The 26,885-nt window shown below is 34.7% G+C and carries 26 protein-coding genes; 18 read left to right on the forward strand and 8 right to left on the reverse strand.

Going from position 1 to position 26,885, the window contains the following annotated elements:
• The first annotated feature begins 63 nt into the window (after positions 1–63).
• The 6 genes from pmbA (at position 64) to recG (ending at position 9,100) form a co-directional block, all read left to right on the forward strand.
• Positions 64–1,416, forward strand: coding sequence for a metalloprotease PmbA (gene pmbA / locus GYM76_RS02895; RefSeq protein ID WP_220225824.1), 1,353 nt, complete (start codon positions 64–66; stop codon positions 1,414–1,416).
• A 6-nt stretch (positions 1,417–1,422) separates the two neighbouring features.
• Positions 1,423–3,159 (forward strand): SulP family inorganic anion transporter, encoded by a 1,737-nt coding sequence (locus tag GYM76_RS02900; protein ID WP_218059979.1) that lies wholly within the window; start codon positions 1,423–1,425, stop codon positions 3,157–3,159.
• A 35-nt stretch (positions 3,160–3,194) separates the two neighbouring features.
• Complete coding sequence (locus tag GYM76_RS02905; protein ID WP_220225825.1) at positions 3,195–4,409, forward strand: CinA family nicotinamide mononucleotide deamidase-related protein; 1,215 nt, start codon at positions 3,195–3,197, stop codon at positions 4,407–4,409.
• 173 nt (positions 4,410–4,582) lie between these two features.
• Positions 4,583–4,873, forward strand: coding sequence for a DNA-directed RNA polymerase subunit omega (rpoZ, locus tag GYM76_RS02910; RefSeq protein WP_065563143.1), 291 nt, complete (start codon positions 4,583–4,585; stop codon positions 4,871–4,873).
• Positions 4,874–4,892: 19 nt separating this feature from the next.
• Positions 4,893–7,001 carry a bifunctional GTP diphosphokinase/guanosine-3',5'-bis pyrophosphate 3'-pyrophosphohydrolase gene (spoT, locus tag GYM76_RS02915; RefSeq protein WP_220225826.1) on the forward strand — a complete coding sequence of 703 codons (2,109 nt, stop codon included), beginning with the start codon at positions 4,893–4,895 and terminating at the stop codon, positions 6,999–7,001.
• A gap of 5 nt (positions 7,002–7,006) precedes the next feature.
• Entirely contained in the window at positions 7,007–9,100 is a 2,094-nt protein-coding gene (gene recG / locus GYM76_RS02920) for an ATP-dependent DNA helicase RecG (RefSeq protein ID WP_370632587.1), read from the forward strand.
• Between the two features lie 126 nt (positions 9,101–9,226).
• Here recG and ulaG read toward each other — a convergent pair whose 3' ends face one another.
• Together ulaG and ulaR are read right to left on the reverse strand one after the other, a co-directional pair.
• Positions 9,227–10,294 carry an L-ascorbate 6-phosphate lactonase gene (ulaG, locus tag GYM76_RS02925; RefSeq protein ID WP_065563140.1) on the reverse strand — a complete coding sequence of 356 codons (1,068 nt, stop codon included), beginning with the start codon at positions 10,292–10,294 and terminating at the stop codon, positions 9,227–9,229.
• A 27-nt stretch (positions 10,295–10,321) separates the two neighbouring features.
• Complete coding sequence (gene ulaR, locus GYM76_RS02930) at positions 10,322–11,083, reverse strand: HTH-type transcriptional regulator UlaR (RefSeq protein ID WP_065563139.1); 762 nt, start codon at positions 11,081–11,083, stop codon at positions 10,322–10,324.
• Positions 11,084–11,523: 440 nt separating this feature from the next.
• On the opposite strand from ulaR, the gene GYM76_RS02935 reads away from it, so the two are divergent.
• The 12 genes from GYM76_RS02935 to uvrD all read left to right on the forward strand — a co-directional run bounded on the left by GYM76_RS02935 (position 11,524) and on the right by uvrD (position 23,541).
• Positions 11,524–13,290, forward strand: a complete 1,767-nt coding sequence (locus tag GYM76_RS02935; protein WP_220225828.1) for a PTS ascorbate-specific subunit IIBC — start codon at positions 11,524–11,526, stop codon at positions 13,288–13,290.
• Positions 13,291–13,325: 35 nt separating this feature from the next.
• Entirely contained in the window at positions 13,326–13,799 is a 474-nt protein-coding gene (locus GYM76_RS02940) for a PTS sugar transporter subunit IIA (RefSeq protein ID WP_220225829.1), read from the forward strand.
• 3 nt (positions 13,800–13,802) lie between these two features.
• Positions 13,803–14,495: an L-ribulose-5-phosphate 4-epimerase gene (locus GYM76_RS02945; RefSeq protein WP_065733833.1), complete on the forward strand. Its 693-nt coding sequence runs from the start codon at positions 13,803–13,805 to the stop codon at positions 14,493–14,495.
• 20 nt (positions 14,496–14,515) lie between these two features.
• On the forward strand, positions 14,516–15,160 hold the full coding sequence (locus tag GYM76_RS02950; protein ID WP_220225830.1) for a 3-keto-L-gulonate-6-phosphate decarboxylase UlaD: 645 nt from the start codon (positions 14,516–14,518) through the stop codon (positions 15,158–15,160).
• Positions 15,161–15,225: 65 nt separating this feature from the next.
• The gene (locus GYM76_RS02955) at positions 15,226–16,116 is read left to right on the forward strand and encodes an L-ribulose-5-phosphate 3-epimerase (protein ID WP_220225831.1); all 891 of its coding nucleotides are present in this window, start codon (positions 15,226–15,228) and stop codon (positions 16,114–16,116) included.
• Positions 16,117–16,373: 257 nt separating this feature from the next.
• Positions 16,374–16,505, forward strand: a complete 132-nt coding sequence (locus GYM76_RS11070) for a lipoprotein (RefSeq protein WP_370632603.1) — start codon at positions 16,374–16,376, stop codon at positions 16,503–16,505.
• 12 nt (positions 16,506–16,517) lie between these two features.
• Complete coding sequence (gene lysA, locus GYM76_RS02965; RefSeq protein WP_220225832.1) at positions 16,518–17,771, forward strand: diaminopimelate decarboxylase; 1,254 nt, start codon at positions 16,518–16,520, stop codon at positions 17,769–17,771.
• A 106-nt stretch (positions 17,772–17,877) separates the two neighbouring features.
• Positions 17,878–18,702: a diaminopimelate epimerase gene (gene dapF, locus GYM76_RS02970; protein ID WP_065563132.1), complete on the forward strand. Its 825-nt coding sequence runs from the start codon at positions 17,878–17,880 to the stop codon at positions 18,700–18,702.
• A gap of 48 nt (positions 18,703–18,750) precedes the next feature.
• On the forward strand, positions 18,751–19,485 hold the full coding sequence (locus tag GYM76_RS02975) for a DUF484 family protein (protein ID WP_220225833.1): 735 nt from the start codon (positions 18,751–18,753) through the stop codon (positions 19,483–19,485).
• Between the two features lie 9 nt (positions 19,486–19,494).
• On the forward strand, positions 19,495–20,418 hold the full coding sequence (gene xerC / locus GYM76_RS02980) for a tyrosine recombinase XerC (RefSeq protein WP_220225834.1): 924 nt from the start codon (positions 19,495–19,497) through the stop codon (positions 20,416–20,418).
• Positions 20,418–21,131, forward strand: coding sequence for a 5-amino-6-(5-phospho-D-ribitylamino)uracil phosphatase YigB (gene yigB / locus GYM76_RS02985; protein ID WP_220225835.1), 714 nt, complete (start codon positions 20,418–20,420; stop codon positions 21,129–21,131). The genes xerC and yigB overlap by 1 nt, the downstream gene beginning before the upstream one ends.
• A gap of 181 nt (positions 21,132–21,312) precedes the next feature.
• Positions 21,313–23,541, forward strand: coding sequence for a DNA helicase II (gene uvrD / locus GYM76_RS02990; RefSeq protein WP_220225836.1), 2,229 nt, complete (start codon positions 21,313–21,315; stop codon positions 23,539–23,541).
• Between the two features lie 63 nt (positions 23,542–23,604).
• Here the strand turns inward: uvrD and cyaY are convergent, their stop codons facing one another.
• From cyaY to GYM76_RS03020, 6 genes are all read right to left on the reverse strand, one after another.
• Positions 23,605–23,913: an iron donor protein CyaY gene (cyaY, locus tag GYM76_RS02995; protein WP_220225837.1), complete on the reverse strand. Its 309-nt coding sequence runs from the start codon at positions 23,911–23,913 to the stop codon at positions 23,605–23,607.
• 91 nt (positions 23,914–24,004) lie between these two features.
• Complete coding sequence (locus GYM76_RS03000) at positions 24,005–24,523, reverse strand: surface-adhesin E family protein (RefSeq protein WP_220225838.1); 519 nt, start codon at positions 24,521–24,523, stop codon at positions 24,005–24,007.
• Positions 24,524–25,294, reverse strand: coding sequence for a hypothetical protein (locus GYM76_RS03005; RefSeq protein WP_220225839.1), 771 nt, complete (start codon positions 25,292–25,294; stop codon positions 24,524–24,526).
• A gap of 80 nt (positions 25,295–25,374) precedes the next feature.
• Positions 25,375–25,989: a thiamine diphosphokinase gene (locus GYM76_RS03010; protein ID WP_220225840.1), complete on the reverse strand. Its 615-nt coding sequence runs from the start codon at positions 25,987–25,989 to the stop codon at positions 25,375–25,377.
• Between the two features lie 21 nt (positions 25,990–26,010).
• Positions 26,011–26,466: a ribosomal protein S18-alanine N-acetyltransferase gene (rimI, locus tag GYM76_RS03015; protein WP_220225841.1), complete on the reverse strand. Its 456-nt coding sequence runs from the start codon at positions 26,464–26,466 to the stop codon at positions 26,011–26,013.
• Positions 26,441–26,842, reverse strand: coding sequence for a DNA polymerase III subunit psi (locus GYM76_RS03020; RefSeq protein ID WP_220225842.1), 402 nt, complete (start codon positions 26,840–26,842; stop codon positions 26,441–26,443). Before GYM76_RS03020 ends, rimI begins: the two co-directional genes overlap by 26 nt.
• Between the last annotated feature and the right edge of the window lie 43 nt (positions 26,843–26,885).

Raw genomic sequence — 26,885 nt, forward strand, 5'->3', positions numbered from 1 at the left:
TAACTAAAATTGAATTCTGGCATATTATAACGTATCACTAGCAGAATTGTAGAAAATAATAAAATGAGTATTGAACAAATTAAAAAAGACGCGTTAAGCCAAAAGCAACATTTGTCAGCAATTGTTGCCGATGCTATTAACCAGGCAAAAGCTCGAGTTGATGCGGTTGAGGTATCGATTAATCAATCAACAGGTATTAGTGTTAGTACACGAGATGGTGAGGCTGAGAATGTTGAGTTTAATAGTGATGGTGCGTTAGGTATTACTGTTTATCAAAATCAGCGTAAGGGTAGTGCGTCAACCAGTGATTTGTCGCCACAGGCAATCAGTCAAACTGTGGATATGGCTATTAATATTATGCAATATACGTCAGCAGATCCTTGTTCTGGTCTTGGCGATCCCGATTTAATGGCTTTTGATGCGCCAGATTTAGATCTGTTTTATCCAAGTGGTTTGAATGTTGATAATGCAATTGAACAGGCAAAACAGGCTGAACTAAGTGCGTTGGCAAGGTCTTCTTTAATAAGCTGTGACGGTGGTTATTTTAATAGTCGTTATGGTGTTTATGTTTATGGTAATAGTTTAGGGATGTTACAAGGTTACTGTGCAAGTTCGCATTCACTTTCTTGCTCTGTTATTGCTGAACAAAATGGGCAAATGGAGCGTAATTATGAATATACGTCCTCCCGTGTTGCTAACCAATTAAAATCACCTGATTGGGTTGGTAATCATGCTGCTGAAAAGGCGGTTGCTCATTTAGGTGCTAAACAAATAAAGACTATGCAAGTTCCAGTTCTTTTTTGTGCAGAAGTTGCTGTTGGGTTGATTCGCCATTTAGTTGGAGCCATTAGTGGTGGTGCTATTTACCGAAAATCCTCTTTTTTATTAGATAGTGTGGGTAATGCGATTTTTCCTTCTTGGCTGACAATTTTAGAAGATCCTTATATTTTAAAAGGAGTTGGGTCATCACCTTTTGATAGTGAAGGAACCAAAACAGTTAAGCGCAATATCATTGAAGACGGTATTTTACAAACTTATTTGTTAAGTAACTATTCAGCCAGAAAATTAGGGCTAAAATCGACAGGACATGCTGGTGGTATACATAATTGGTTAGTTTCACCAAGTCAAACTGATGCTGATTTTGATACAATGTTAAGAAAATTAGATAAAGGTGTTGTTATTACGTCATTAATGGGACAAGGTGTTAATAATGTTACGGGTGATTATTCGCGTGGCGCCTCTGGTTTTTGGGTGGAAAATGGTAAAATACAGTATCCAATCAATGAAATTACCGTCGCGGGTAACCTTAAGGATATTTACCAAAATATTGTGGCAATAGGCAGTGATATTGAGACAAGAAGTAATATTCAAACTGGATCAATATTAGTAGAAAATATGAGTGTAGCAGGGAAATAATCAAACATGGGAAAGTTTACCAGTAGCGCATTATTCCAAAAAATTATTTTTTGGATGCCAGGCCTGATGAGTTTATTGCGATATAAGCGCGAATATCTTAGTTTTGATATTAAAGCGGGATTATCAGTGGCAGCAGTTTCTTTGCCTGTTTCTATCGCTTATGCAGAGCTTACAGGTGTCGGTGCGATTGCGGGATTATATTCAACTATCTTGCCGCTTATTGTCTATGCGCTTTTTGGTTCATCCAGGCAATTGATTGTCGGTCCCGATACAGCTACCTGTGCTGTGGTTGCTGCTGTGGTATTTCCTTTAGCAGCTAATGATCCTGTTTTACGTTGGCAATTGGTGGTGCTGTTGACCATTATGATCGGTATTTGGTGCTTGATTGCCGGTAAACTCCATTTAGGTGCTTTGGCGGATTTATTAAGTCAGCCAATTTTGATTGGCCTACTTAATGGGATTTCAATTACTATTATGGTCGATCAGTTAGCTAAGATGTTTGGCTTTAAGTATGATTATTCTTATTTGATTGAACGCATTGCTTATCTACCTTTTAAAATATCTGAAATTCATGTGTTAACGGCATTTATATCTTTTTGTACACTTGCGATTCTGGTTGTATTGAAAAAATTCAAGCCACGTTATCCAGCCCCTTTGTTTGCTGTAATTATTATGACGTTTCTCTCTTGGCTGTTTAATTTTGAACATTATAATGTTCGAATCATTGGTGGAGTAACGAGTGATTTTATTCCTGCTGAGTCATGGATTGATTTTGATAAGGGCTTGATGCGTAATTTAGTCGTTCCTTCGCTCAATATCGCCGTTATTTGTTTTGTAAGTATGATGATTACGGTACGAAGCTTTGCCTCTAAAAATAATTATGAGACTAATGCCGATGTTGAATTTAAAGCATTAGGTATGGCTAATATTGTTGCAGGTTTATCGCAAGGCTTTGTAGTCAGCGGTACCTCATCACGTACCGCGGTTAATGATGCCAATGGTGGTAAAACGCAATTAGTATCAATTATTGCGGCTGTTTTGATTGGCTTTGTCGTATTGTTCTTTTTGTCACCACTACAATATATTCCAACTTGTGTGTTGGCGGTGATTTTAATATATTCTTCTTTATCTCTTATCAATTTTCAAACTATTATCCGATTTTTTAAATTCGATCGTGATGCGTTTTATTTAAGCTTAACTACGTTAATTTCGGTATTAGTTATTGGTATTATTCCCGGTATGGCGTTGGCCGTTTTATTAGGGCTGTTTTTATTTTTGCGTCGTGTGTTTAGGCCGAATGATCAATTATTAGGTGTTGATGAAAGTGGACGAATTCATTCAATTGGTTCGGATGTTAGTCCATTAAGTAACACTATGATTTATCGCTTTAATTCTCCATTAACTTATTTCAATATTGCATACTTTAAACGTAGGATTATTAATTATATAGATGAATCTCCTGAGGCAATTAATTATGTGATTGTTGATGCTATTCCTTGCTTTACCTATAAAGATGTTAGTGTTTTGACCGGTATTGACGAGTTGGTTAAATCGTTGAAGGTTAGAAATGTGGTACTGATTTTATCTGGCCGACGTAAAACATTGAAGAATTGGTTTAAGCAGATGAATATTAAATTAGATACTGATTATATTGAGTTTGCTTATGATCTTTATTTTGCTGTTAGGTCAGTTCAGAGTAAAGAACATATGGAAAGCAAAAACGACGAGGATATAAATAATTAAATTTTTAATCATTTTTTAATTAGCTAGGGATAATTATGAATCAGATAAAAGATCCACTCAAAATTGAGATGCTTAGTACTGGTGATGAGGTTTTATATGGTCAAATTGTTGATACTAATGCAGCTTGGTTATCTGATTTTTTATTTGAAGAAGGCATTTCTATCACTTCGCGCCATACAGTAGGGGATGATTTGTTGACATTGGTTGATACTCTGCAAGAGCGTAGCTTGCACAATGATATTTTAATTGTGAATGGAGGGTTAGGACCAACAAGTGATGATCTAAGTGCACAAGCAGCTGCACAGGCTAATAATGAGTCTTTGGTTTTACACGATGAGTGGCTTAAAGTGCTTGAACGCTACTTCCTGAATCGCGGTAGAAAAATGCCATCAAGCAATATCAAACAAGCAATGTTACCTCAAAGTGCAACGTTAATTGATAATCCAATCGGAACGGCATGTGGCTTTAAGATGGTGATAAATAATTGTCTATTATTCTTTACGCCAGGCGTTCCTTCTGAATTTAAAGAAATGATTAGAACTTCAGTTTTTCCTGACATTAAGATGATCTATCCTATAACCGAACGTAAACTCTGTTATCGATTAACCACCATGGGGCGGACAGAAAGTGATTTAGGAATGGAGATCGAGACTTCATTATATATTCCTGATTTTATTACAGTTGGTTATCGTGCAGCAATGCCTATTATTGAATTGAAATTAACTGGGCCAGAAAGTAAAAAAAGTGAAATGGATAGCGCATGGCACAAAATAAAGTCTATTGTTGCAGATAATTTACTTTGTGAAGGTGTTAATCAAGGTGTATCAGGTTTAGCTCAGGTTGTATCAAGATTGTTAAATGAAACGAATCAATCTATTGTGGTCATTGAACAACAATCAGCTGGAGTAATTGGTTATCACCTATTAGAAGCCAATTCCCCCGTGGTGAAATCAGAAGTGGTACCTTTTGTGATGGAAGAACCACTTAATTACTTTTCACAAGTATTGCAAAATCAAAAAGCTGATATTGCGCTAGGGGTAGTCAATTTTCAAGAAAAGAATACGGAATTTACTTTAGTTATTGTCACTAAAAATCAAGAATTGCATTTTAAATTGAAGTATACTGGTAGAGTTCAAAATAATAAGATCCAACAACAAATTTTATCTGCGATTGCTTTAGATGGTTTGCGTCGTTATCTTTTAAATCTGCCTATCATTGGGCCTAACGTCTGGTTAGAGTTATTGGTATAGTTTTATCGTATAGTTTTAACAAATAGTTTTATAATATTGCTTCCGCTTTTAGAACGATTTTACAGGGGTTTTTCATTTGTTAGTAATATTAGTTATGGACAATTCCCTACAAAATTAAGTAGAATAGCGGATCTTTCAATTGAAGCATATAAGTTAATATATTAGAGGTAAAAATGGCTCGTGTAACTGTCCAAGATGCAGTAGAAAAAATTGGTAATCGCTTTGATCTCGTTTTAGTTGCAGCAAGACGTGCTCGTCAATTACAAGTTGAAAACAAAACGCCACTAATTCCAGAAGAAAACGATAAAGAAACTGTAGTTGCTTTACGCGAAATTGAAGATGGGCTTGTAAATAAACAAATTCTTGATACTGCTGAATTCCAAGCTCGTCAAGATGAAGAATCAGAAGTGCGTAATGCTCTTCATGAAACGGTACTTTTAGAAAATACTCCCTCATACGAATAAACATTGCTGAGAATTGTCCATGCAATATTTTGAAAGCTTAAAAGAGGTTGTTGCATTTTATCTTCCAGCTAAACAAGTTGAATTAATTCAAAATGCCTACTTTTTTGCTAAACAAGCGCATGAAGGACAATTCCGTTGTAGCGGTGAGCCCTATATTACTCATCCGGTTGCTGTAGCAACCATTTTAGCCGATATGCGGCTGGATTATGAGACCATCATCGCTGCACTTTTGCATGACACCATCGAAGATACCCAAGTCACCTTTCAAGATATAACACAAAAATTTGGCAAACATGTTGCAGTGTTAGTTGAAGGTGTTTCGAAACTTGATAAGTTAAAATTTAGAAACCGACAAGAAGCTCAAGCTGAAAATTTTCGCAAAATGGTTTTAGCCATGACCGAAGATGTCCGAGTGATTCTAATTAAGTTAGCTGATAGAACGCATAATATGCGTACTCTTGGGGCATTAAGACCGGATAAACGTCGACGTATTGCTAAAGAAACATTAGAGATTTATGCTCCTTTGGCTCATCGTTTAGGTATTCATCATATTAAAACTGAGCTTGAAATACTTGGTTTTACGGCGATGCATCCTAATCGGGCTAAAGTTCTTGAAAAAGTCGTTAAAATTGCTCGTGGCACCAGAAAAGAGCTTATTCAGCAAATTCTATCAGAAATTAAAGGGCGTTTAGCTGAAGCGAATATCAATGCCCAAGTGGAAGCGCTTGAAAAGAACATTTATGCTATTTATCAAAAGATGCAACTTCGTGAACAGCATTTCCACTCAATTATGGATATTTATGTTTTCCGAATTGTAGTTGATGATGTTGATACTTGTTATCGTGCACTTGGTTTAGTCCATAACTTATATAAACCTCGACTTAATCGTTTTAAAGATTATATTGCTATTCCTAAAGCGAATGGTTATCAATCGTTGCATTCATCATTGATTGGCCCACATGGTACGCCTGTGGAAGTGCAAATTCGAACCGAAGATATGGATCAAATGGCAGAAATGGGTGTTGCTGCACATTGGATTTATAATGAAAATGATGAGTTAAATAACACTACTACTCAGATTAAAGCCCAGCGTTGGATGCAGAGCTTGTTGGAACTTCAACAAAGTGTTGGTAATTCATTTGAGTTTATTGAAAATGTTAAATCTGACCTTTTTCCAAAAGAAATTTATGTTTTTACACCCAAAGGTCGAATTGTTCAATTACCTGAAGGTTCAACAGCAGTTGATTTAGCATATGCTGTGCATTCTGATATCGGTTTCCAGTGTATTGGGGCTTTAGTTGATCGTAAACCTTACCCGCTTTCTCAACCTTTAAGCAATGGTCAAACTGTTGAAATTATTACGTCTCCAGAAAGTCGTCCTAATGCAAGCTGGCTTAATTTTGTCGTTAGTGCTAAAGCAAGATCTCGCATTCGACAAGCATTGAAAACCTTGAAGCGCGAAGATGCTATTTTATTAGGTCGTAAATTGCTTAATTTAGCGCTTATTAAATCGGGTGGAATCGACTCGCTAACTGATAAGCAGAAAGATCGTATTGTTAGTTTGACTAAGTTGACTTCGTTTGAGGATGTATTAGCTGAAATAGGGCTAGGCAATATTATGAGCCATTTTATTGTCAAAGGTCTTGAACATAAAGCGCTTTTATTTAATCAATCTGAAGAAAATAAAACATTAGTTATAACAGGAAGTGAAGGGGTATTAGTTACTTTTTCAAAATGTTGTCATCCTATTCCTAATGATCCTATTGTCGGTCATGTTAGCCCTGAAAAAGGTTTAACTGTGCATCATGAATCTTGTCGCAATGTTAGTGGTTATCAGAATAATCCCGATAAATATATTTCGCTTAAATGGGCACCAGATATTGAGCAGTTTTTTGTAGCTGAAATTTGGGTAGATATTATTAATAATCAGGGTTCTTTAGGCCATGTTCTTTCTATCATTAATGATGAGAAAGCACATATTCAATGGTTAAACACGGAAGAAAAAGATAGGCAAATCTATACAATTATTTTGCAAATTGAAGTTAAGAATACTCAACAACTTAATGATTTAATCCGAAAATTATCACTACAACAAGATGTAGTGAGTGTGACACGTAATATTAATTAGTTATTATGGTTGATCGTTTGCTAAACAGAATACCGCTTGCAAAATTAGCTGGTATTGGGCCTAGTTTAGAAAAAAAATTCTTTGCACTTGGTATTAAATCTGTTCAAGATCTCTTATTACATTTTCCTTTACGTTATGAAGATCGTTCGACATCTTCAGCAATTAGTGATGTTGCTATTGGTGAAACGACCACAATTTTAGGTCAAATTATCAAAAGTGAAATAATTACAACTAAACGTAAAATGTTGCTCTGCTATATTCAGGATGACTCTGGTATCGCTATTTTACGTTTTCTCAATTTCAACATGGGTATGAAGACTGCCATGGCATCCGGTAAATGGGTGAGGGCTTACGGAGAAATAAAGAGGGGGAGCCATTATCCAGAAATGATTCACCCACAATTTAATATTCAATCAAAAAAAGAGGAGTCGCCTAGTTTTTCTGAACCAAACGAAGAGCGATTTACGCCGATTTATTCAACCACCTATGGGTTAACTCAGAATGTCATCCGTAAAGCAATACAATCGGCATTAATATTGTTAAAACGAAACCAACCAGCTGAAATCTTACCGGTTTCAATAAGCAATGGTTATTTATCTGTTGTTGAATCATTAGATATTATTCATAATCCATCATTAACAACGAATGTAGATCAGCTTATTGATGGAGAACATCCAGCAATAAAGCGTTTTGTTTTTGAAGAGTTGCTTGCTTATCATTTAAGTATGTTGTTTATTAAGGTTGATAATCAAAAACAACATTCTTATCCAATGCATAGTAATAAGCGTTATTCTCAGCCTTTCCTTGCTTCTTTGCCATTTGAACCGACAAATGCGCAAAAAAGAGTCGTACAGGATATTTATCAAGATATGGCTAAGTCAGTTCCAATGATGCGATTAGTTCAGGGAGATGTGGGCTCAGGTAAAACGTTAGTGGCAGCTTTAGCCGCTCTAAATGCTATTGAAAATAATAAGCAAGTTGTTTTAATGGCGCCGACCGAAATATTAGCCGAACAACATTTTCATAATTTTTGTCGATGGTTTGAGCCACTAGGAATAAAGGTTGAGTTGTTAACTGGGCGATTAACCGCAAAAAATAAAAAACGACGATATGATGATATTGAATTAGGCGAAATTTCAATGTTAATTGGTACACATGCCGTATTTGTTGAGAAAGTTAAGTTTTTTCAATTAGGATTGGTGATTATTGATGAACAACATCGCTTTGGTGTAAACCAGCGATTAAGTCTTTGGGAAAAAGGTATTAAAGATGAGTGTCATCCTCATCAATTAATAATGACAGCAACGCCAATTCCAAGAACCCTAGCGATGACAGTTTATGCAGATTTAGATGTATCAATCATAGATGAATTACCTCCAGGACGAACACCAATATCGACGATAGTGATACCAAATTCTCGTCGTGATGAAATTATTGAACGAGTCAATCAAGCTTGTATTGATAATCGCCAAGTCTATTGGGTTTGTACTTTAGTTGAAGAATCTGAAACGCTTGATGCTCAAGCTGCAGAAATGTTAGTTGCAGAATTACAAGAACGCTTACCGCATCTTATTATTGCTTTAGTGCATGGCAAAATGAAATCAGATCAAAAACAATCTGTCATGCAAGATTTTAAAGACGGTAAAATTCAATTATTAGTTGCCACAACGGTTATTGAAGTCGGTGTCGATGTGCCTAATGCCAGCTTGATGATTATTGAAAATGCTGAACGTTTAGGCTTAGCACAACTGCACCAATTACGTGGGCGAGTAGGTAGAGGTACTGCAATATCTCATTGTGTTCTTATGTATCAAGCACCTTTAAGTAAAATAGCTCAAGCACGTATGAAGGTGATGCGAGAAAGTAATGACGGTTTTGTTATTGCCCAAAAAGATCTAGAGATTCGTGGTAGTGGCGAAATTCTAGGTACAAGGCAAATAGGGGTAGCTAACTTCAAAGTAGTTGATTTAATCCGTGATCAACATCTAATTAATGAAGTGCAAAAAGCCTCTTATTATTTACAGAAGAATTATCCCGAAAGTGCTAATCAGCTAATTGAATGTTGGTTACCTGATCGAGAAAAGTACATTAATGCTTAAATTATGATAGTAGTTGAGAACTATAATAGTTTTTTTTATATAATATTCAATAAAAGCAGATGGTTATTCCTAAAAAGGGACTTATAGCCATATCTATAAGTCCATAAATATTAGCGTTAATTTTATTTATAAGAATGAACGATATGGTAATTCCGGCTCATCGGTAAAGATATCCCTGAATCCTCGATAGTGCTGATAATGCATTTTATTTTTATCAGTAGGATAAGTATATTTACCACCAACTTGCCAAAAAAATGGTCTAAATTGATATTCTAGGCGGTCTTTTTTCATATCCCATAATACTTCTATTTCGCGAGGATCACTTTGGAAATTAGACCAAATATCATGGTGGAATGGAATGACCACTTTAGTGTTGAGAGATTCTGCTGCGCGTAAAATATCTGACGAAGTCATTTTATCGGTTACACCACGTGGATTTTCGCCATAAGATAAAAGAGCAACATCAATTTTATAATCATTACCGTGTTTTGCATAATAGTTTGAATAGTGAGAATCCCCTGAATGGTAGAGTGAACCACCGGTTGTTTCGAATAAATAATTGACTGCACGATCATTCATCCCATCTAAAATGGATTTATCTGTTGATGAAACACCTTTAGGTAAAGTTACAAGTGATGTTCTATCAAATGAATCTAAAACATGAATCGTAATATCACCAACATGTAAGGTTTCACCTACTTTTGCAACAATACAGCGTTCTTCCGGTACACCCCAACTTTTCCATAATTCGACACAAGCTTTAGGACCAATAAATTTTACTTCTGGTGAGCAATTTTGAATAACTGCAGCTGCAACATTGACATCAATATGGTCCGCATGATCATGTGTCGCCATGACGGCATCAATTTGTTTAATAGCAAATGGATCTAAAACAAATGGGCTGGTTCTTAAATTAGGTTGTAATTCACGTACACCTCCCATGCGCATCATCTGGTGTTGTTTGTTCATTAAGGGATTGGCGTGGGTTTTTTTACCTGTACCACACCAGAAATCGACAGAAATATTGGTGTTACCAGCTGATTTCAACCAAATTCCCGTACAAGCAAGCCACCACATGGTAAACGTATTAGGTTTAACATCCGTATTTTCTATCTCTTCATTAAGCCAAGTTCCCCACTCAGGAAAAGTGTTTAAAATCCAAGAGTCACGGGTAATTTCATTCACTTTACTCATACTATGTTCCTTTTCTTCATTTAATAGTTAAACTAATATTACTTCTACGCCTTGCTCTTTTATGCAATCGATTACTTCTTTATTCGCTTGTTTACCTGTAATTAAAATATCGATTTTATTTACAGGACAAAAAAGCATACCGGAGTTGGCTTTAGTATCGATTTTTGAGCTATCTACCACCACAACTAATTTTTCAGCTTTTTCTAAAATTTGTTGTTCTGCAACTGCACCTAAGATCTCATTTTTATAAAGACCAGTTGGTGTTAATGTTTTGCCACTAGTAAACATCCATTTTGCTGCATAAGAATCAGTAAAGCTGGCAATAGGGTTGAGTATGATATTTTGTGTTTTGTTATATAACCCTCCCATAATGATGACGTTTTCATGATCGTGTTCAATTAAATAACAGGCTAATGGAAAATAATTGGTAATAATTGAGACATTTTTACCACACAATTCACGCCCTAATAAAAATGCTGTTGAACCGCAATTAATCACAACGTTTTCATCACTTTCGCATAGTTTAGCTGCACGTATCGCGATGCGTGCTTTTTCATGATAGTGATCGGTATTATTGATATCTATTGGTGCCCATATAGGTTTTTGTTCTTCTAACCGTAAAATACCATTACGTACTTTTCGCACTCGCCCATCTAAAGCAAGTTTAGTTATATCTCTTCTAGCTGTAGCCGGAGAAATGGAGAAAATTTCAATTAATTCTGTGACTTTTAACTCACCTTTTTCATTGACTAAAGCAACAATTTCGTTGTGTCGCACAATTTCATTCATTGATAACCTCTTATAATATTATGAGCTAATTTGATTATTTGTGATAATAATTATCATTGGGTTTATTGTCAATCGTTGATCATGTCTCATTAAAGATAAAATAATTTAATCTATTGATTAATATAACAATAATTTGATTTGCATGGTGTTTTTTTTAGCGATAATGTGATATCCATCACAGTTTTACAGTTGATTGTTATAGAAAAGTGATCTACGTCAAAATAATCATAAATAATCATTGAATGATTAATTGTGATTATGGAAGATAAATATCAGTTAATGAATCACGATTGATTAACTGAGTTAAGTTTTAAGAAAAAAACTAACCTCACACTAAACAACCATATAAGTGGCATCTGGATAGCGTTAATTATCCTGCTTTGAAAAGTTGATAAGGATTTGTAATGCAAACAGTGTCCAATAACCAATGAGAGGGGCATATGGAAGTAATCTATAACATTTTCTACATTTTTTATAGTCAAGTCATGACGAAAGCACCTTTGTTACTAGGCTTGGTGACAATGCTTGGTTATTGTCTTTTACGCAAAGACATAACCACAATTTTAAAAGGAACAATTAAAACCATTGTTGGTTTTATGTTGTTACAAGTGGGTTCAAATGTGTTGGTTTCGACCTTTAAGCCGGTTATTGCCAAATTAGCTGAATATCATGGTATTAAAGGATCTATCATTGACACTTATGCATCAATGGTTGCTGTTGAAAACGGTATGGGTGATCAGTATTCGTGGGTAGGATATGCGGTTTTATTAGCACTAGCAATTAATATTGTTTTAGTCATTTTTCGCCGTATTACCGGTATTCGTACCATAATGTTAACAGGCCATATCATGTTCCAACAAGTAGGGTTGATTACTTTATTCTATTTCCTTTTCGGTTATGGCATGTGGGAAACAATAATCTATTCAGCAATCATTACAGCGTTATATTGGGGAATATTTTCCAATATGATGTTTAAGCCTACCGAAGCGGTGACTGGTGGTGCTGGTTTTTCAATTGGACACCAGCAACAACTTGGTTCTTGGATTGCTGTTAAATTGGCACCAAAATTAGGCGATAAAGCCAATTCTGTTGATAACCTTAAATTACCTAAATGGTTACATATCTTTCATGACAGTATCGCTGCTACAGCAATTGTTATGACATTCTTTTTTGGCATTATTTTGCTTTCTTTTGGTTTGGATAATTTGCAATCTATGGCTGGCTCTACTCATTGGACTATTTATATTCTTGAAACAGGATTGAAATTTGCTGTTGCCATACAAGTTATCGTTGGTGGGGTAAGAATGTTTGTAGCTGAATTATCTGAGGCATTTAAAGGTATTTCGGAAAAATTGATCCCTAATGCAGTATTAGCAATAGATTGTGCTGCGATTTATGCATTCTCACCTAATGCTATGGTATTTGGTTTTATTTGGGGTGCATTAGGACAATTTTTAGCGATTGCTTTATTACTTATTTTCAAATCACCGATTATGATTATTCCTGGTTTTATTCCAATGTTCTTCTCTAATGCGACAATTGGGGTTTTTGCAAACCATTTTGGTGGTTGGAAGGCGGTGATGAAACTCTGTTTTGTTATGGGCATGATTGAAGTATTTGGTTCAGCTTGGGTCATTCACATTTTTGCTCAAAATGGTACTCCTATTGACGCTTGGATGGGTATGGCTGATTGGGCAATTTTATTCCCACCAATTTTACAAGGCTTATCATTCTCTCATTTATTCATCTATTTATTAATTGCATTAGCTTTAGTTTATATGTTTTTTGCTGCAAAACAGCTTAAACAAGAAGAAGCAATGCAAAAAGATCATCCAGAATATAACGATAATCAACAAGATGTTAATGAAGCCGTGGTAGATAAAATGGATGAAGTAGCCGTGGCTGAAGGTCGACCGATACGTATCCTTGCGGTATGTGGAAGTGGGCAAGGTTCTTCAATGATGATGAAAATGAAAATAGCTAATTATCTAGATAAGAAAGGTATTGCAAATGTGATGGATTCATGCGCGGTAACTGATTACAAATCGCGTTTACCCAATGTTGACATTATTGTTGCTTCAAAACATTTGATTCACGAAATCGAAGTTAATGAAGGACAACATGCTTTAGGTGTACAAAATATGCTTAATCCAAACACATTCGGTGATGAGCTTATTGAGATTATTAAAAAAGTACTTGCTCAATAATCGATTAAATATAAAGAGAAGAAAGGAGTACAACGATGGCTTTGAAAGAATCATTAATTGAAAATAATTCAATATTATTAAAAGCAAATGCTGCTAATTGGCAAGAAGCTGTCAAATTAGGTACCGATATGTTAGTCGCTTCAAATGCAATTAAACCGTCTTATTATGACGCAATTATCCACTGCGTTAAAACAATGGGGCCTTATATTATTATTGCACCTAATTTTGCCATGCCTCATGCTAGACCAGAAGATGGAGTCAATCGTACTGCTTTTGCTTTAGTAACCCTTAATCAACCAGTTTATTTCGATGACGAAGAAGAACCTGTTGATGTGCTTGTTACTTTAGCAGGAAGTACATCAGATCAACACATGGAAGGATTAATGGAGGTTACCCAAGTGTTAGATGATGAAACCAGTGAAACCGGAGTCAATCTTGATAAGTTAAGAGCGTGCAAAAACAAAGAAGATGTTTATGCGGTCATCGATAAGGCATTAAATGGAGGCTAATTTATGTATCAAGCATTAAAAGAAAGAGTATTAGCAGCTAATTTAACATTGCCTCAATATCATTTGGTGACATTTACATGGGGCAATGTGTCCGAGATTGATCGTGATAAAGGTGTTATTGCTATTAAGCCATCAGGTGTCGAGTATCACAATATGAAAGTTGATGATATTGTAGTGGTTGCACTAAATGGTGACATTATCGAAGGTCATCTCAATCCATCAAGTGATACCGCTACTCATCTTGAGCTTTATAAAGCATTTAAAGATATTGGTGGTATTGTTCATACGCATTCTCGTTATGCGACTATTTGGGCGCAAGCAGAACTCGATGTACCTGCCTTAGGAACAACCCATGCTGACTATTTTTATGGTGATGTGCCATGTACGCGTCGATTAACCGATAGCGAAATAGCAAATGATTATGAAAAAAATACTGGACTGGTGATTATTGAAGAGTTTAAACGACGCGGGCTCGATCCTAAAGCGATGCCGGGCGCAGTTATTTCTGGTCATGCTCCATTTTGCTGGGGTAAAAATGCTTTAGATGCTGTGCATAATGCAGTCGTATTGGAAGAAGTCGCAATGATGGCTATTTCTACACGTCAACTTAATCAAACAATAAAAATTCAACAAGCTTTATCGGACAAGCACTATTTTCGTAAACATGGTGCGAATGCTTATTATGGTCAAAAATAGAATGCAAGAGGGCAAATAAAATGACAAAACCTAAACTACAAATCGCATTAGATCAAACAGAATTACAACCAGCTTTAGAAGTTGCAAAAAATGTTGCTGGTTTTGTGGATATTATCGAAGTGGGAACAATTCTTGCTTTTGGAGCAGGTATTGGTGGCGTTAAAACGTTAAGAGAAAAATACCCTAACCATATCTTGGTTTGTGATTTAAAAACTACCGACGGTGGCGCGATTTTAGCCAAAATGGCTTTTTCAGCAGGTGCTAATTGGTTAACTGTTTCAGCGGCTGCACATATTGCAACTATTGAAGCCTGCAAAAAAGTTGCTGATGAATTTAATGGCGAAATTCAAATAGAGTTATATGGTCATTGGACTCTAGATGATGCCAAAGCTTGGCGAAAGTTAGGTATAAAGCAGGCCATTTATCATCGTTCTCGTGATGCAGAATTAGCTGGATTAGGATGGGGTGAAGAAGACTTAGTTAAAATGCGTCAACTTTCCGACTTAGGCCTTGAGCTCTCTATCACGGGCGGTATTGTACCTGAAGATATTCATCTTTTTGCAGGAATCAAAACGAAAGCCTTTATTGCTGGTCGTGCTCTTGCTAATCAAAATGGTCAACAAACTGCACAAACTTTAAGAGAGCAGATAGCTAAATATTGGTAATTGGTATATTGCAGTTGTCAATTCAACTGCAATGCATATTGTTCCATTTTTATTAGGTTTAGATTATGACAAAAAGAGCAATAAATATCAAAAAAAACACGCCTCGTATTGGTATTTATGAAAAAGCATTACCAAATGATTTAACGTGGCAACAAAAATTTAATGAAGCAAAAGCATTAGGATTCGATTTTATTGAATTATCCATTGATGAGTCAGACGAACGTCGAGCAAGGCTGGATTGGTCTGATGATCAAATTTATTCATTACGTCATTTGTCAGAACAAATGGGCATAGCTTTGCACTCTATTTGTTTAAGTGCTCATCGAAAATATCCATTCGGTTCCAATGATGAACATATTCGCGCACAAGCAAAAAACATAATGAACAAGGCAATAGTACTTGCTTATAAATTAGGTGTCAGAGTCATTCAGCTTGCAGGATATGATGTCTATTATGAACCAGCAAGTAATCAAACCCATCAACGCTTTATTGAAGGTATGCAGTGGAGTGCCAAACAAGCAGAAAAAGCAGGTATTATGCTTGCGGTAGAAATAATGGATACTGACTATCTTAATTCACTAAGTAAATTCGAGATTCTGAAAAGGGAAATACCGTCTTCATACTTTATGGCTTATCCGGATGTTGGTAATATTTCTGGTTGGAATTATGATGTGTGCACCGAACTATTATTAAGTCGTGATCATATTGTGCAAATTCATCTTAAAGATACCAAAAAAGTTAAATCTAATTATTCTGGGCAATTTCGAGATTTAGTTATTGGTGAAGGCGAAGTTGATTTTCCGGCCATTTTTAATACATTAAAATTAATGGATTATTGTGCTCCTTTTGTGATTGAAATGTGGGCTAAAGATGATAATTGGAAGCAAAATATTATTATTGCTCAACAAAGCCTAAATGCTATGGCATCCCAAGCAGGATATGCACTATTCTCCTAATTTATTTGTAATAAAAATGATATAAAGCTCAATTAATGTCTTATTTGGGCTTTATCTATTCAGTCGAATTAAAAAATAGTCATCAGAACGCATCAGAATGACATGTTATTTTTAAGCTTAAGATCATTATTAAACTCTTTTATAGCAACATATTAATATTAAGAGATTTTTATTTATTCTTTCCACCAATTGGCCTATCGTGTAATATAATGACCATTATAACAAAATGAAAGAATTGCGAATATTATATGAAATCAATGATCAAATTATTCTCCATATTATTAGCCATCTTGACATTAGTTGGTTGTGGTTTAAAAGGCCCATTATATTATCCCAATGAGCAGTCAAGCACATTTGTTCAATCTAATGATGTGAGTAACATAGCTTAAAGGAATAATTCAATGAAATTTTTACATTATTGTAATGGTCAGTTATTGGCAGATGAAGTCGCTATCGCTGATCTAGCAAAGCAATATGGAACTCCGTTATATGTCTATTCTGCTGCTCATATGACAAAACAATTTCTTGCCTATCAGCAAATTCTTCAAGATAAGAAACATCTAATTTGTTACGCAGTTAAGGCTAACAGTAATTTATCGGTTTTAAATTTGTTGGCTAAACTTGGTGCCGGTTTTGATATTGTCTCGCAGGGTGAATTAGAAAGGGTGCTAAAAGCAGGTGCCGAACCTAGAAAGATAGTTTTTTCTGGTGTCGCAAAATCTATTGAAGAAATCAAACGTGCGCTTGAAGTTGGTATTAAATGTTTCAACGTTGAGTCGGAGGCGGAATTATATCGTATCAACGAAATTGCTCAACAATTAGGTAAAATTGCAACAATTTCATTAAGAATTAATCCTGATGTGGATGCCAAAACCCATCCCTATATCTCAACAGGATTGCGTGAAAATAAGTTCGGCATAAGTTATCAATTAGCCCTTGATGTATACCGCAAAGCGGCTAGCTTAAATCATATTAAGATAGTTGGTATTGATTGTCATATTGGTTCTCAATTAACAGAATTATCGCCATTTTTAGATGCTGCTGATAGGATTTTAATATTGGTTGATAAACTCAAAGCAGAAAATATTCACCTTGAACATATTGATTTAGGTGGTGGATTAGGGGTCTGTTATGATAATGAAACACCTATTTCTGCATCTACACTTGTTTCAGAGTTACTTGCGAAATTAACCAATTATGCTGATCTTGAAATTATTTTTGAACCAGGCCGCTCAATTGTGGCTAATGCTGGTTTATTAATTACTAAAGTTGAATACACTAAACATCAAGATGGTAACTATTTTGCTATTGTTGATGCGGGAATGAATGATTTAATTCGACCAGCTCTTTATAAAGCTTGGATGCGAGTTTTACCAGTCAGAGAACCAAAAAGTTCTGATAAAAAAGAATGTTACAATATCGTTGGACCAATCTGCGAATCTAGCGATGTGTTAGCTTATCAACGAGAGTTGTCCGTTGAACAAAGTGATCTATTGGTTATTTGTAGTGCTGGTGCCTATGGTTTTAGTATGGCGTCAAATTATAATAGTCACCCACGTCCAGCTGAAGTTTTGCTTGAAGGAGGAAAACAACATAAGTTAATTCGAAAACGTGAGACGTTTGATGATTTATGGCGTGGTGAATTAGTATTATAATCTTTTAAGAGTGTGTGATGCGATGGACTCATTCGCTTGGCAAATAAAGCGCTTTATTAATTAAACTTAATTAGAGTAATAGGTAATTAAAAAAAGGTAAGCAAAGATGAACTTTTCTAAAATGCATGGATTAGGTAATGATTTTATGGTTATTGATGCACTAACGCAAAATGTTCATCTTTCGAGCGAATTGATTAAACGCATGTCAGATCGCTATACCGGTATTGGCTTTGATCAGTTACTTGTTGTTGAACCACCTTATTCGCCAGAAAGCGATTTCCACTATCGCATATTTAATGCAGATGGTTCAGAGGTGGAACAATGTGGTAATGGTGCACGTTGTTTTGCTCGTTTTGTTCGTTTGAAAGGGTTGACGAAAAAACGTGTTTTAAAAGTAAGTACTATGAAAGGTAATATTGTATTGACGGTTAATGATGATGAAACCGTACGTGTTAATATGGGAACCCCTATTTTTGAGCCGAGTAAAATTCCTTTCAAAGCCATTAAAGAAGAAAAAACTTATATTATTCGTGCACAAGAACAAACAGTTCTGTGTGGCGTTGCTTCAATGGGTAATCCGCATTGTGTTATTCAGGTTGATGATATATTAACAGCTCAAGTATCAACGCTTGGTCCACTGTTAGAGCAACATGAACGTTTTCCTGAAAAAGCAAATATTGGTTTTATGCATATTATCGATCGAAATAATATTAATTTGCGCGTATTTGAACGAGGTGTTGGTGAAACACAGGCTTGTGGTACTGGTGCTTGTGCGGCTGTCGCAGTTGGTATTAATCAAGGACTCTTAAATCCACGAGTAAATGTTAATTTACCTGGTGGCAAATTAATTATCGAATGGAAAGGCAATCAGCAACCCCTTTATATGACTGGACCAGCAACACATGTATATGATGGTTATATTTCAATTTAATAACTGATGTAATTTAGGATTTGATACTGAGTACGATAGAAATAAATTATGGTCATTAAAAAAACACAGACAGTTAAATATAAGCCTCATCGTCGACAAAAAAACTTTGTCAAATTGAATGATGAAATGGTCAGTCAGTATATCATTGATAATCCTGATTTCTTCATTCGTAATGCTGCTCAGATTGAACGAATGCGTGTACCACATCCAGTTCGCGGAATTATTTCGTTACCTGAATGGCACATGGCTAGACAGCGTAATAAAATTAATCAGTTAGAGTCTGAAATTACCATGCTAATGGAGCATGCTAGTGCTAATGAACTGCTTTTTAATCAGTTAATGAAATTGCAATTCGACTTAATTAAAGCAAAAGATGTAGATGAATTAATTGTATCTTTAAAAAATTGGGCTAAAGATTTAGGGCTAAATGGTGCTTATTTATATCTTTTCGATGATAAATGGTTACTTAGTGCGCCATCTAGCTATCATCATTTAGCCTTAAATTCATTACAATTTGATTTTATTCGTGTTCGTCATCTACAGTATAGTCAATTTTATTTGGGTCAATTAAACACAACTGAATTAGATTTTTTATTACCGCAGCATGGTTATGTCGGATCAGTTGCATTATCATTATTTGGTCAATTTGGGGACCTCGGTCTTTTGATGTTTACTAGCCCAGATCCACAACATTATCAAGTTGGGCAAGGAACTTTGTTATTAGAGAAAGTTAGTGAGATATTACCTATTTTGATTGAAAAATGGATAATGCGAAAAAAGTAAGGAACGATGATGGCTAAAACTAATCCAAATTATTCCACTTTATTAGCTGAGCCGGTTGAGCATTTCTTAAACTATCTAAAATCAGAAAAACAACTTAGCCTAAACACACAAGTTAATTATCGCCGTCAACTTTATGCCATTATCGATTTAACCAAGGATCTGGATATTGAAAAATGGCAAACTATTGATTCGTCAGCTGTACGATTATTAATTAGCAGAAGTCGGCAAACCGGTTTACAAGCAAGAAGTCTCTCCTTACGACTGTCTGCTCTGCGAAGTTTTTTCGATTGGATGGTGAAGAATGAAATGATTTCCGTCAATCCTGCTCGAGGTGTAGTTAATCCTAAATTAGGTCAGCATCTTCCTAAAAATATCGATATTGATGAGGTTAATCAATTACTAGATATTGAATATAACGATCCATTATCTGTGCGCGATAGAGCTATGCTAGAAGTTATGTATGGTTCTGGATTACGTCTTTCTGAATTAGTTAACATTAACTGTCGAGAGCTAAATTTAAGGGAAGGGGAAGTCCGGGTAATGGGAAAAGGTAATAAGGAACGGAAATTACCTTTAGGGCGAGAATCTGTAAAATGGATTGAATATTGGTTAACCATGCGAAATGAATTAAAACCGCAGGATGATGCACTATTTATTTCTAAATTGGGGAAACGAATTTCTCCTCGTAATGTGGAGAAACGATTTGCTCAATGGGGTATCAAACAAGGATTAAGTTCACATGTTCACCCACATAAACTACGCCATTCATTTGCAACGCATATGCTTGAATCGAGTGGCGATTTGCGAGCAGTACAAGAATTACTAGGTCATGCTGATTTATCCACTACACAAGTTTATACTCATTTGGATTTTTCACATTTATCGGAAGTTTATGATTCTGCTCATCCACGAGCTAAAAGAGGGAAAAAGTAATGCATTTTTATCGTTCAATTGACTGCATTAAAGCGATCACTTTCGATCTAGATGATACTCTATATGATAATAGTATGATTGTAGATAAAGCTGAAGAGGAAATGATAAAAAAATTACAGAAATATGAACAGTTTCAAAATTTAACATTAGATTTATATTTCCAAGAAAAAAGTTTGGTGCTCTCAATCAATCCGGAAGTTTATCATGATGTGATAGTTTGGCGGATAGACACTATAAAATCTTTATTGAGTAGAACTAATATACCCGTATCTCAACATTCTCAGATAATTGATGATGCGGTAGATTGTTTCAATGTTTGGCGCCATAAGATGGTTGTTCCTCAATCAACACATACTTTATTAACTAAACTAGCAAAAAAATATCCATTAGCTGTAATTACTAATGGTAATGTCGATGTAAATAAAATCGGATTGGGAGACTATTTCCAATTTTCTTTACGCGGTGGACCGGATGGACGTTCAAAACCATTTCCAGAAATTTTTGATTTGGCTGCAAAAAAATTATCCATACCCAATAAATATATATTACATGTCGGTGATAATTTAGAGACTGATGTTAATGGCGCCATTAATAACGGTTATTTATCGTGTTGGATAAATATCTTTGAGCAAGATATTTATCATCTTACTGATGCAAGGTGCTTACCTCATATTGAGATAAGCCGATTGATAGAATTAGATAATCTGTTATAATTATCGCATATGTGTATAAAAAGACAGTACAGTTAGATGTAAATAAGTTTGCATTTACTACCTGTCTTTATTTTTTTAATAGACTCACCAATAAATATTATAAAGAAAATGGCAATTTTAAAAAGATTCAATATATCAATAATTAATAGTGGTTTATGTAATCGGAATGGATTAATACATAATGAACATTAAGCAATCATTATTAGAAGATCTTAACACAGAACAACAAACCGCAGTAGTTACAGATAATCAATATACTATTGTACTTGCTGGTGCCGGAAGTGGTAAGACTCGTGTACTTGTCCATCGAATTGCTTGGCTCTGTGTTGAGAAGAATTATTCGTCCGGTTCGATTTTTGCGGTTACTTTCACCAATAAAGCTGCTGCTGAAATGCAAGAACGAATTGAATCGTTAGTTGGTGAAAGATATTTAAATGGAATGTGGGTAGGTACCTTCCACGGTTTGACTCATCGCTTATTACGCATGTTTCCTCAACAAGCTAACCTTCCAGACAATTTTCAGCTTATTGATTCAGAAGATCAGATTCGACTTATCAAGAGAATTTTCCGAGAACTTCAAGTAGATGAAAAGCAATGGTCAGCAAAAGAGTGTGCTAATTATATTTCTGCGCAAAAAGAGAAAGGATTACGTGCTAAAGACCTGCTGCCAGAAGATCCAAAACAAGTAATGTGGCAAGCGATCTATCGTGATTATCAAGCAATATGCGATAAAGTTGGTTATGTTGATTTTTCTGAGTTAATTCTGAGAGCTTATGAATTACTTTGTAGAGATGAAAATGTTTTAGATTATTGCCGTAATCGTTTCTCAAATATTCTCATTGATGAGTTTCAAGATACTAATAAAATTCAATATCGATTCGTACAAAAATTAGCGGGTAATACAGCTAATATCATGATTGTTGGTGATGATGATCAGTCAATTTATAGTTGGCGTGGTGCTAATGCCGATAATCTTCAATTATTTATTAATGATTACCCCGATACTGAAATTGTTCGCTTAGAGCAAAATTATCGATCCACAGGGTTTATTTTAGATTCTGCAAATAAATTGATTGCTAACAATAAGAATCGGTTAGGTAAAAATTTATGGACCGATAGTGGCGATGGTGAAAAAATCTTGCTTTACAGAAGTTTTAATGATGCTGATGAGGCAAGATTTGTTGTTGGCCAAATAAAAAAATTTCATGAGCAAGGTCAAAATTACTCTAGTTGCGCGATTTTGTATCGTAATAATGTTCAATCTCGGATTTTTGAAGATACATTAATGCAAAATGGCATACCTTTCCAAATTTATGGCTCGATTAGATTCTATGAAAGGCAAGAGGTTAAATTGGCTCTTGCTTATTTACGTCTATTACATGACCATAACAATGATATGGCATTTGAAGCAACTATAAATACTCCAACACGTGGTATAGGCCAAGTTACTTTAGATAAAATTAGACATTTTGCTAAGCATAAAAATATGTCGTTATGGGATGCTTGCTTAACTTTAATTGAAAAGAAGGGACTTTCTGATAGACAACTTACAGACATAAATCGATTTATCCATTTAATGCAATCGATTCACGCTGAAGTTAATGACTTACCTTTTTATAAACAGTTAGAGAAGATTATTACATTATCAGGTGTCTTGCGAATGTATGAACAAGAGCCGGGTATTAAAGGTCAGGCAAGGTTAGAAAATCTTGACGAGCTTGTTTCTGCAGCAGAGCAATTTTACCGTGTTAATCAAAATACCGTGATTGAGGATGCTGAAACAGGTAAACCATTAACAATTTTAGAATCATTCTTATCGGTTACATCGCTTGAAAGCCGTGATGTGGGTACTGACCAAGATTCTGTCCAACTGATGACGCTACATTCAGCAAAGGGATTAGAATTTGACAATGTCTTTATTGTAGGCTGGGAAGAGGGTATCTTCCCTACACAGCGTTCTATTCAAGAAGTCGATAAAATGGAAGAAGAAAGGCGTTTAGCTTATGTTGGTATAACGCGAGCAAGAAAAAACTTAACACTTTCATTGACAGAACAAAGACGACTCTATGGTCGAGAAGAACGAAATTTACCTTCGCGTTTTTTAGATGAGTTGCCAGTTGAAAACTTAAATGAAACTTATTACCAAGGTAGTTTCTCTTCATTTGGAGGGCGATCTGGTTACCAAAATAAAGATGATGAGTTTTATCAAGAACGTAAAAAATCTTATTCTAAAAAGAAAAAGGAAGATGATGGTTATACATTAGGTAGAAAGGTTAAACATAACCGTTTTGGTGAGGGCTCAATTATCAATCTTGATGGTGAAGGTGATCATAAGCGAGTTCAAATCGCTTTCGTTGATGTTGGTATTAAATGGTTAGTAATAAAATTAGCAAATCTGAGATTATTATAAATGCCATCTACCTAAATAAAATAGGCGCTAGATATTAATTTGCCGCCTATTTTTTTATGAAAATTATTCAGATTGTTCTTGTACTGCTTGGGTAAAAATATCTTCAAATGTTTGATCTGAACGATTACAGATCCATTTGTTATTAATAAAGTCAAAATGATAGCCTTGTTTTCTTGTTGCTAACCAAACTTGAAATAAAGGTTCTTGAGTATTGATGATAATTTTACTGTTATTTGGAAAGCTGATATTAATAACATTACCATTAGTTTCGTAATCTAAATCAATATCATGCTCATCAGTATAATCATCAAGGTATGATTCAATTTGATTAAAAAGTTGATCAGTTAGAGTATGAAATTGAGTGACGTTCATATTGGTGTGATTATATTGAGCAATTAATATAGGAATAGTAGCATAAATAGAGAGACTCCGCCACAGCTAGGTGGCGAGAGCAAATTAAGTGTTACTGATTGAGAGGTAATGAACAAACCATTATTAATAATTTATAATTTTCGTCATTTTTTTCGGCTCTCATCCAGCGATTTGGAATATTAATATTATTAATTAATTTACCCTCTGCGAAGTTCTTTTCAACTAGATCAAGTTGTCCTTTAGCAATTTCTTTTTTGTCACAATTAGCATAATAGTTAACGACAATAGTGCGATAGGGGGTTTTCACATTATCAATGTTTTGTACTAATGCAGGAGTATAATTGATCACTTCTTTAAAGACACGAATTCGAGGATTAAACGGGTGTAACTTTATCGATTTTTTATCAAGGAATGAGTAACCAACCTTATTATCTTCATCATTTTTAGAAATAGGCGTAAATTGCTCACCGATTTTAGGATTGCTCAACATTTCCTTAATTTCTTTTGCTTGAGTAGCTTTCTCTTCTTCAGTAAGTGGTAGCTTTTCATCTGTTGCATAGCTTATAGTTGCAAAAGAAAAAAGAATTAAGACTAAGCATAATTTTTTCATTTAAATGTTATCTCCCTCTTTTGAGCTCTTGCCTTCACTTGATTCTTGTGTTGCATTATTTTTTTCTTGTTCTTTTTTTAATTTATAAGCTTCGATCTTTTCTTGCTGTTCTTTTTTTATCTGTTCATCAAATAGCTTTATATCTGGACGATCTTTATAAAGAATATCTTTCTTTAAATCCCCCTGAATAGAGCAAAGAACGCGATTATAGTTGTTGTCTATGTTCTCTAAATATAGAGATTTTTCAATTGTCCCAAGTCTTGGTACTACGCCATCAATTGCATAAAGGTTATCTTCCCATTCAGGGGATTTAGCATTGCGATCATAAATTTTAGCATTAGCAATATAAACATTTGTATTATAATTTGACCATTTTACATTTTTTAATGCATTGATAATTTCTTCTTGGCTATTATCAAAAATAAAACCCCAATAATAATATTTTCCAGATAAATTTGTTGGAATATATATGTCTTGGTATCCAGTAATAGTTAAACCACGATATTTAATTGGTTTTTTAAAAATAACTTTATTTTTATCTTGTTGATAAATGGATTCTACAGGAATAAATGTCACATTATCTTTTGTGGTTAAATCAACATACTCGCTAAATGTTTTTTTATTTTCAGCTAGATTTTGGAAAAATTGATTATCACATGCAAGAAAAGTATCAACTATCTTATCTGTTACACTTGCTTTATTGTCTTGAGCAAAAGCTATGCAAGACATGAGCGAAGAACAAGCAATCACAGTAAGTTTTTTGAATAGCATGGGCTGTTCCTTTAAAAAAAGCGCTAATAAAACGTCACAATATTGTAAAGCAATGTAAGTTGATGTCAATCTAAACAGTTTTAATTTTGAACAAAAATCAATAAATCACCAGCATTAAAAGAAATTTCGATAGTGTCATTAATAGCTTTATTACGTAGACTAGTAAAACTACCTAAAGATAAAGTTTGATTATGTAATGGGTATTCAAAACCGGTTATAGTTAACCCTGTAACTTTGGATAGAGGCATTAATGAAATAATATGGTATTTAACATGACGGATAATTTGATGATTAGTTGCGAAGAAAAAGTGACAATAATCATCATAAAACAGCATTTTTAATTGTTGATGATATTGCATAGCAACCGATAAGTTACCTAGAAAGTGGTCACTGGCTCGTCCTGATGCACCATATATGGTAAATGATGTGACTCCTTTACTATTTAAAAACAACAACGCTTTTTCAAAGTCAGTTTTAGATTGATCTGGTGTATGAATGATTTGGGTTTTATCGGGAATCGTCATATTGGAGTTAATGCTATCTAAATCACCGATTATAAAATCTGGTTTAATTGAAGATTTAGATAGATAACTATGATATGCACCGTCAGTACATGCGATATAATTATAATTACCTAAATGGGAAGGTAGATTTTTAGGTGGTTCGCCATTTACAAATAACAGTGCTGTGAACATTATTACTCCCATTAAAACATTTTATAACGCTAAAGTATAAGCCATAATAATTGCATCTTCTTTATTACCATCGGTGGTTGGGTAATAATTTTTTCTAATAGTTATTTGATTGAACCCTATTGAGTGATATAACTCAAGTGCTGGCGAATTTGATTTTCTTACTTCTAACCAGATTGTCGAAATTTTACTTGGCATTGCCATTAAATCATTAATCAACTGGTTTAATAATGTTTTTGCTAACCCTTGATTCCGGTATTTAGGATGTATGGCAATATTAAATAAACTTGCTTCATCAGCTACTTGTTGGCAAATACAAAAGCCTACAATTTTATTATCAATGGTTATTTTAAGGTTTAAATAACGTTCTCCTTGATTTGAAAAGAAAGTCTCTTTAGACCAAGGAATAGGGTAGCATAATCGCTCTAACTCATAGGCTTCTGCTAGATCATTTTCATTTAGGATGGAAATCGTTTTCATATTCACATAATTGTAGCCAAAGCTGTCGCTTTTGTTGTGGATCTTTGGCTAGCGAAACTAAATCGCTGGTTTTAATCGTTAATTTATTTTGCCATTGTTCATGGCTTTTTATGTCAATAAACCAAGTTATAACTTTTACTTCATCTGCCGGTATTATTAATTGCGAAGGCGTAAGAAATAAAACTTGCTCTTCAGTTAACTCAATGGCTTTTAAAATATCATAATAAATTTTTTGTGTTGGTTGCTTTTTAGCAACGACGATTAAACGAATTTTATCGTCGATATGTGTAGCAACTTCACCTTGAAAAACGGCAGAATTGCGTAAAACATATTGGGTAATATCACATTGCTTTAGATACCAATCAGTTGCTGTCATTGTCGGATTACTGTTTTTATTAGGGATTAAAGAAAGTTAATTG

This window comes from Gilliamella sp. ESL0443 (assembly GCF_019469165.1).
Lineage (GTDB): Bacteria > Pseudomonadota > Gammaproteobacteria > Enterobacterales > Orbaceae > Gilliamella > Gilliamella apicola_E.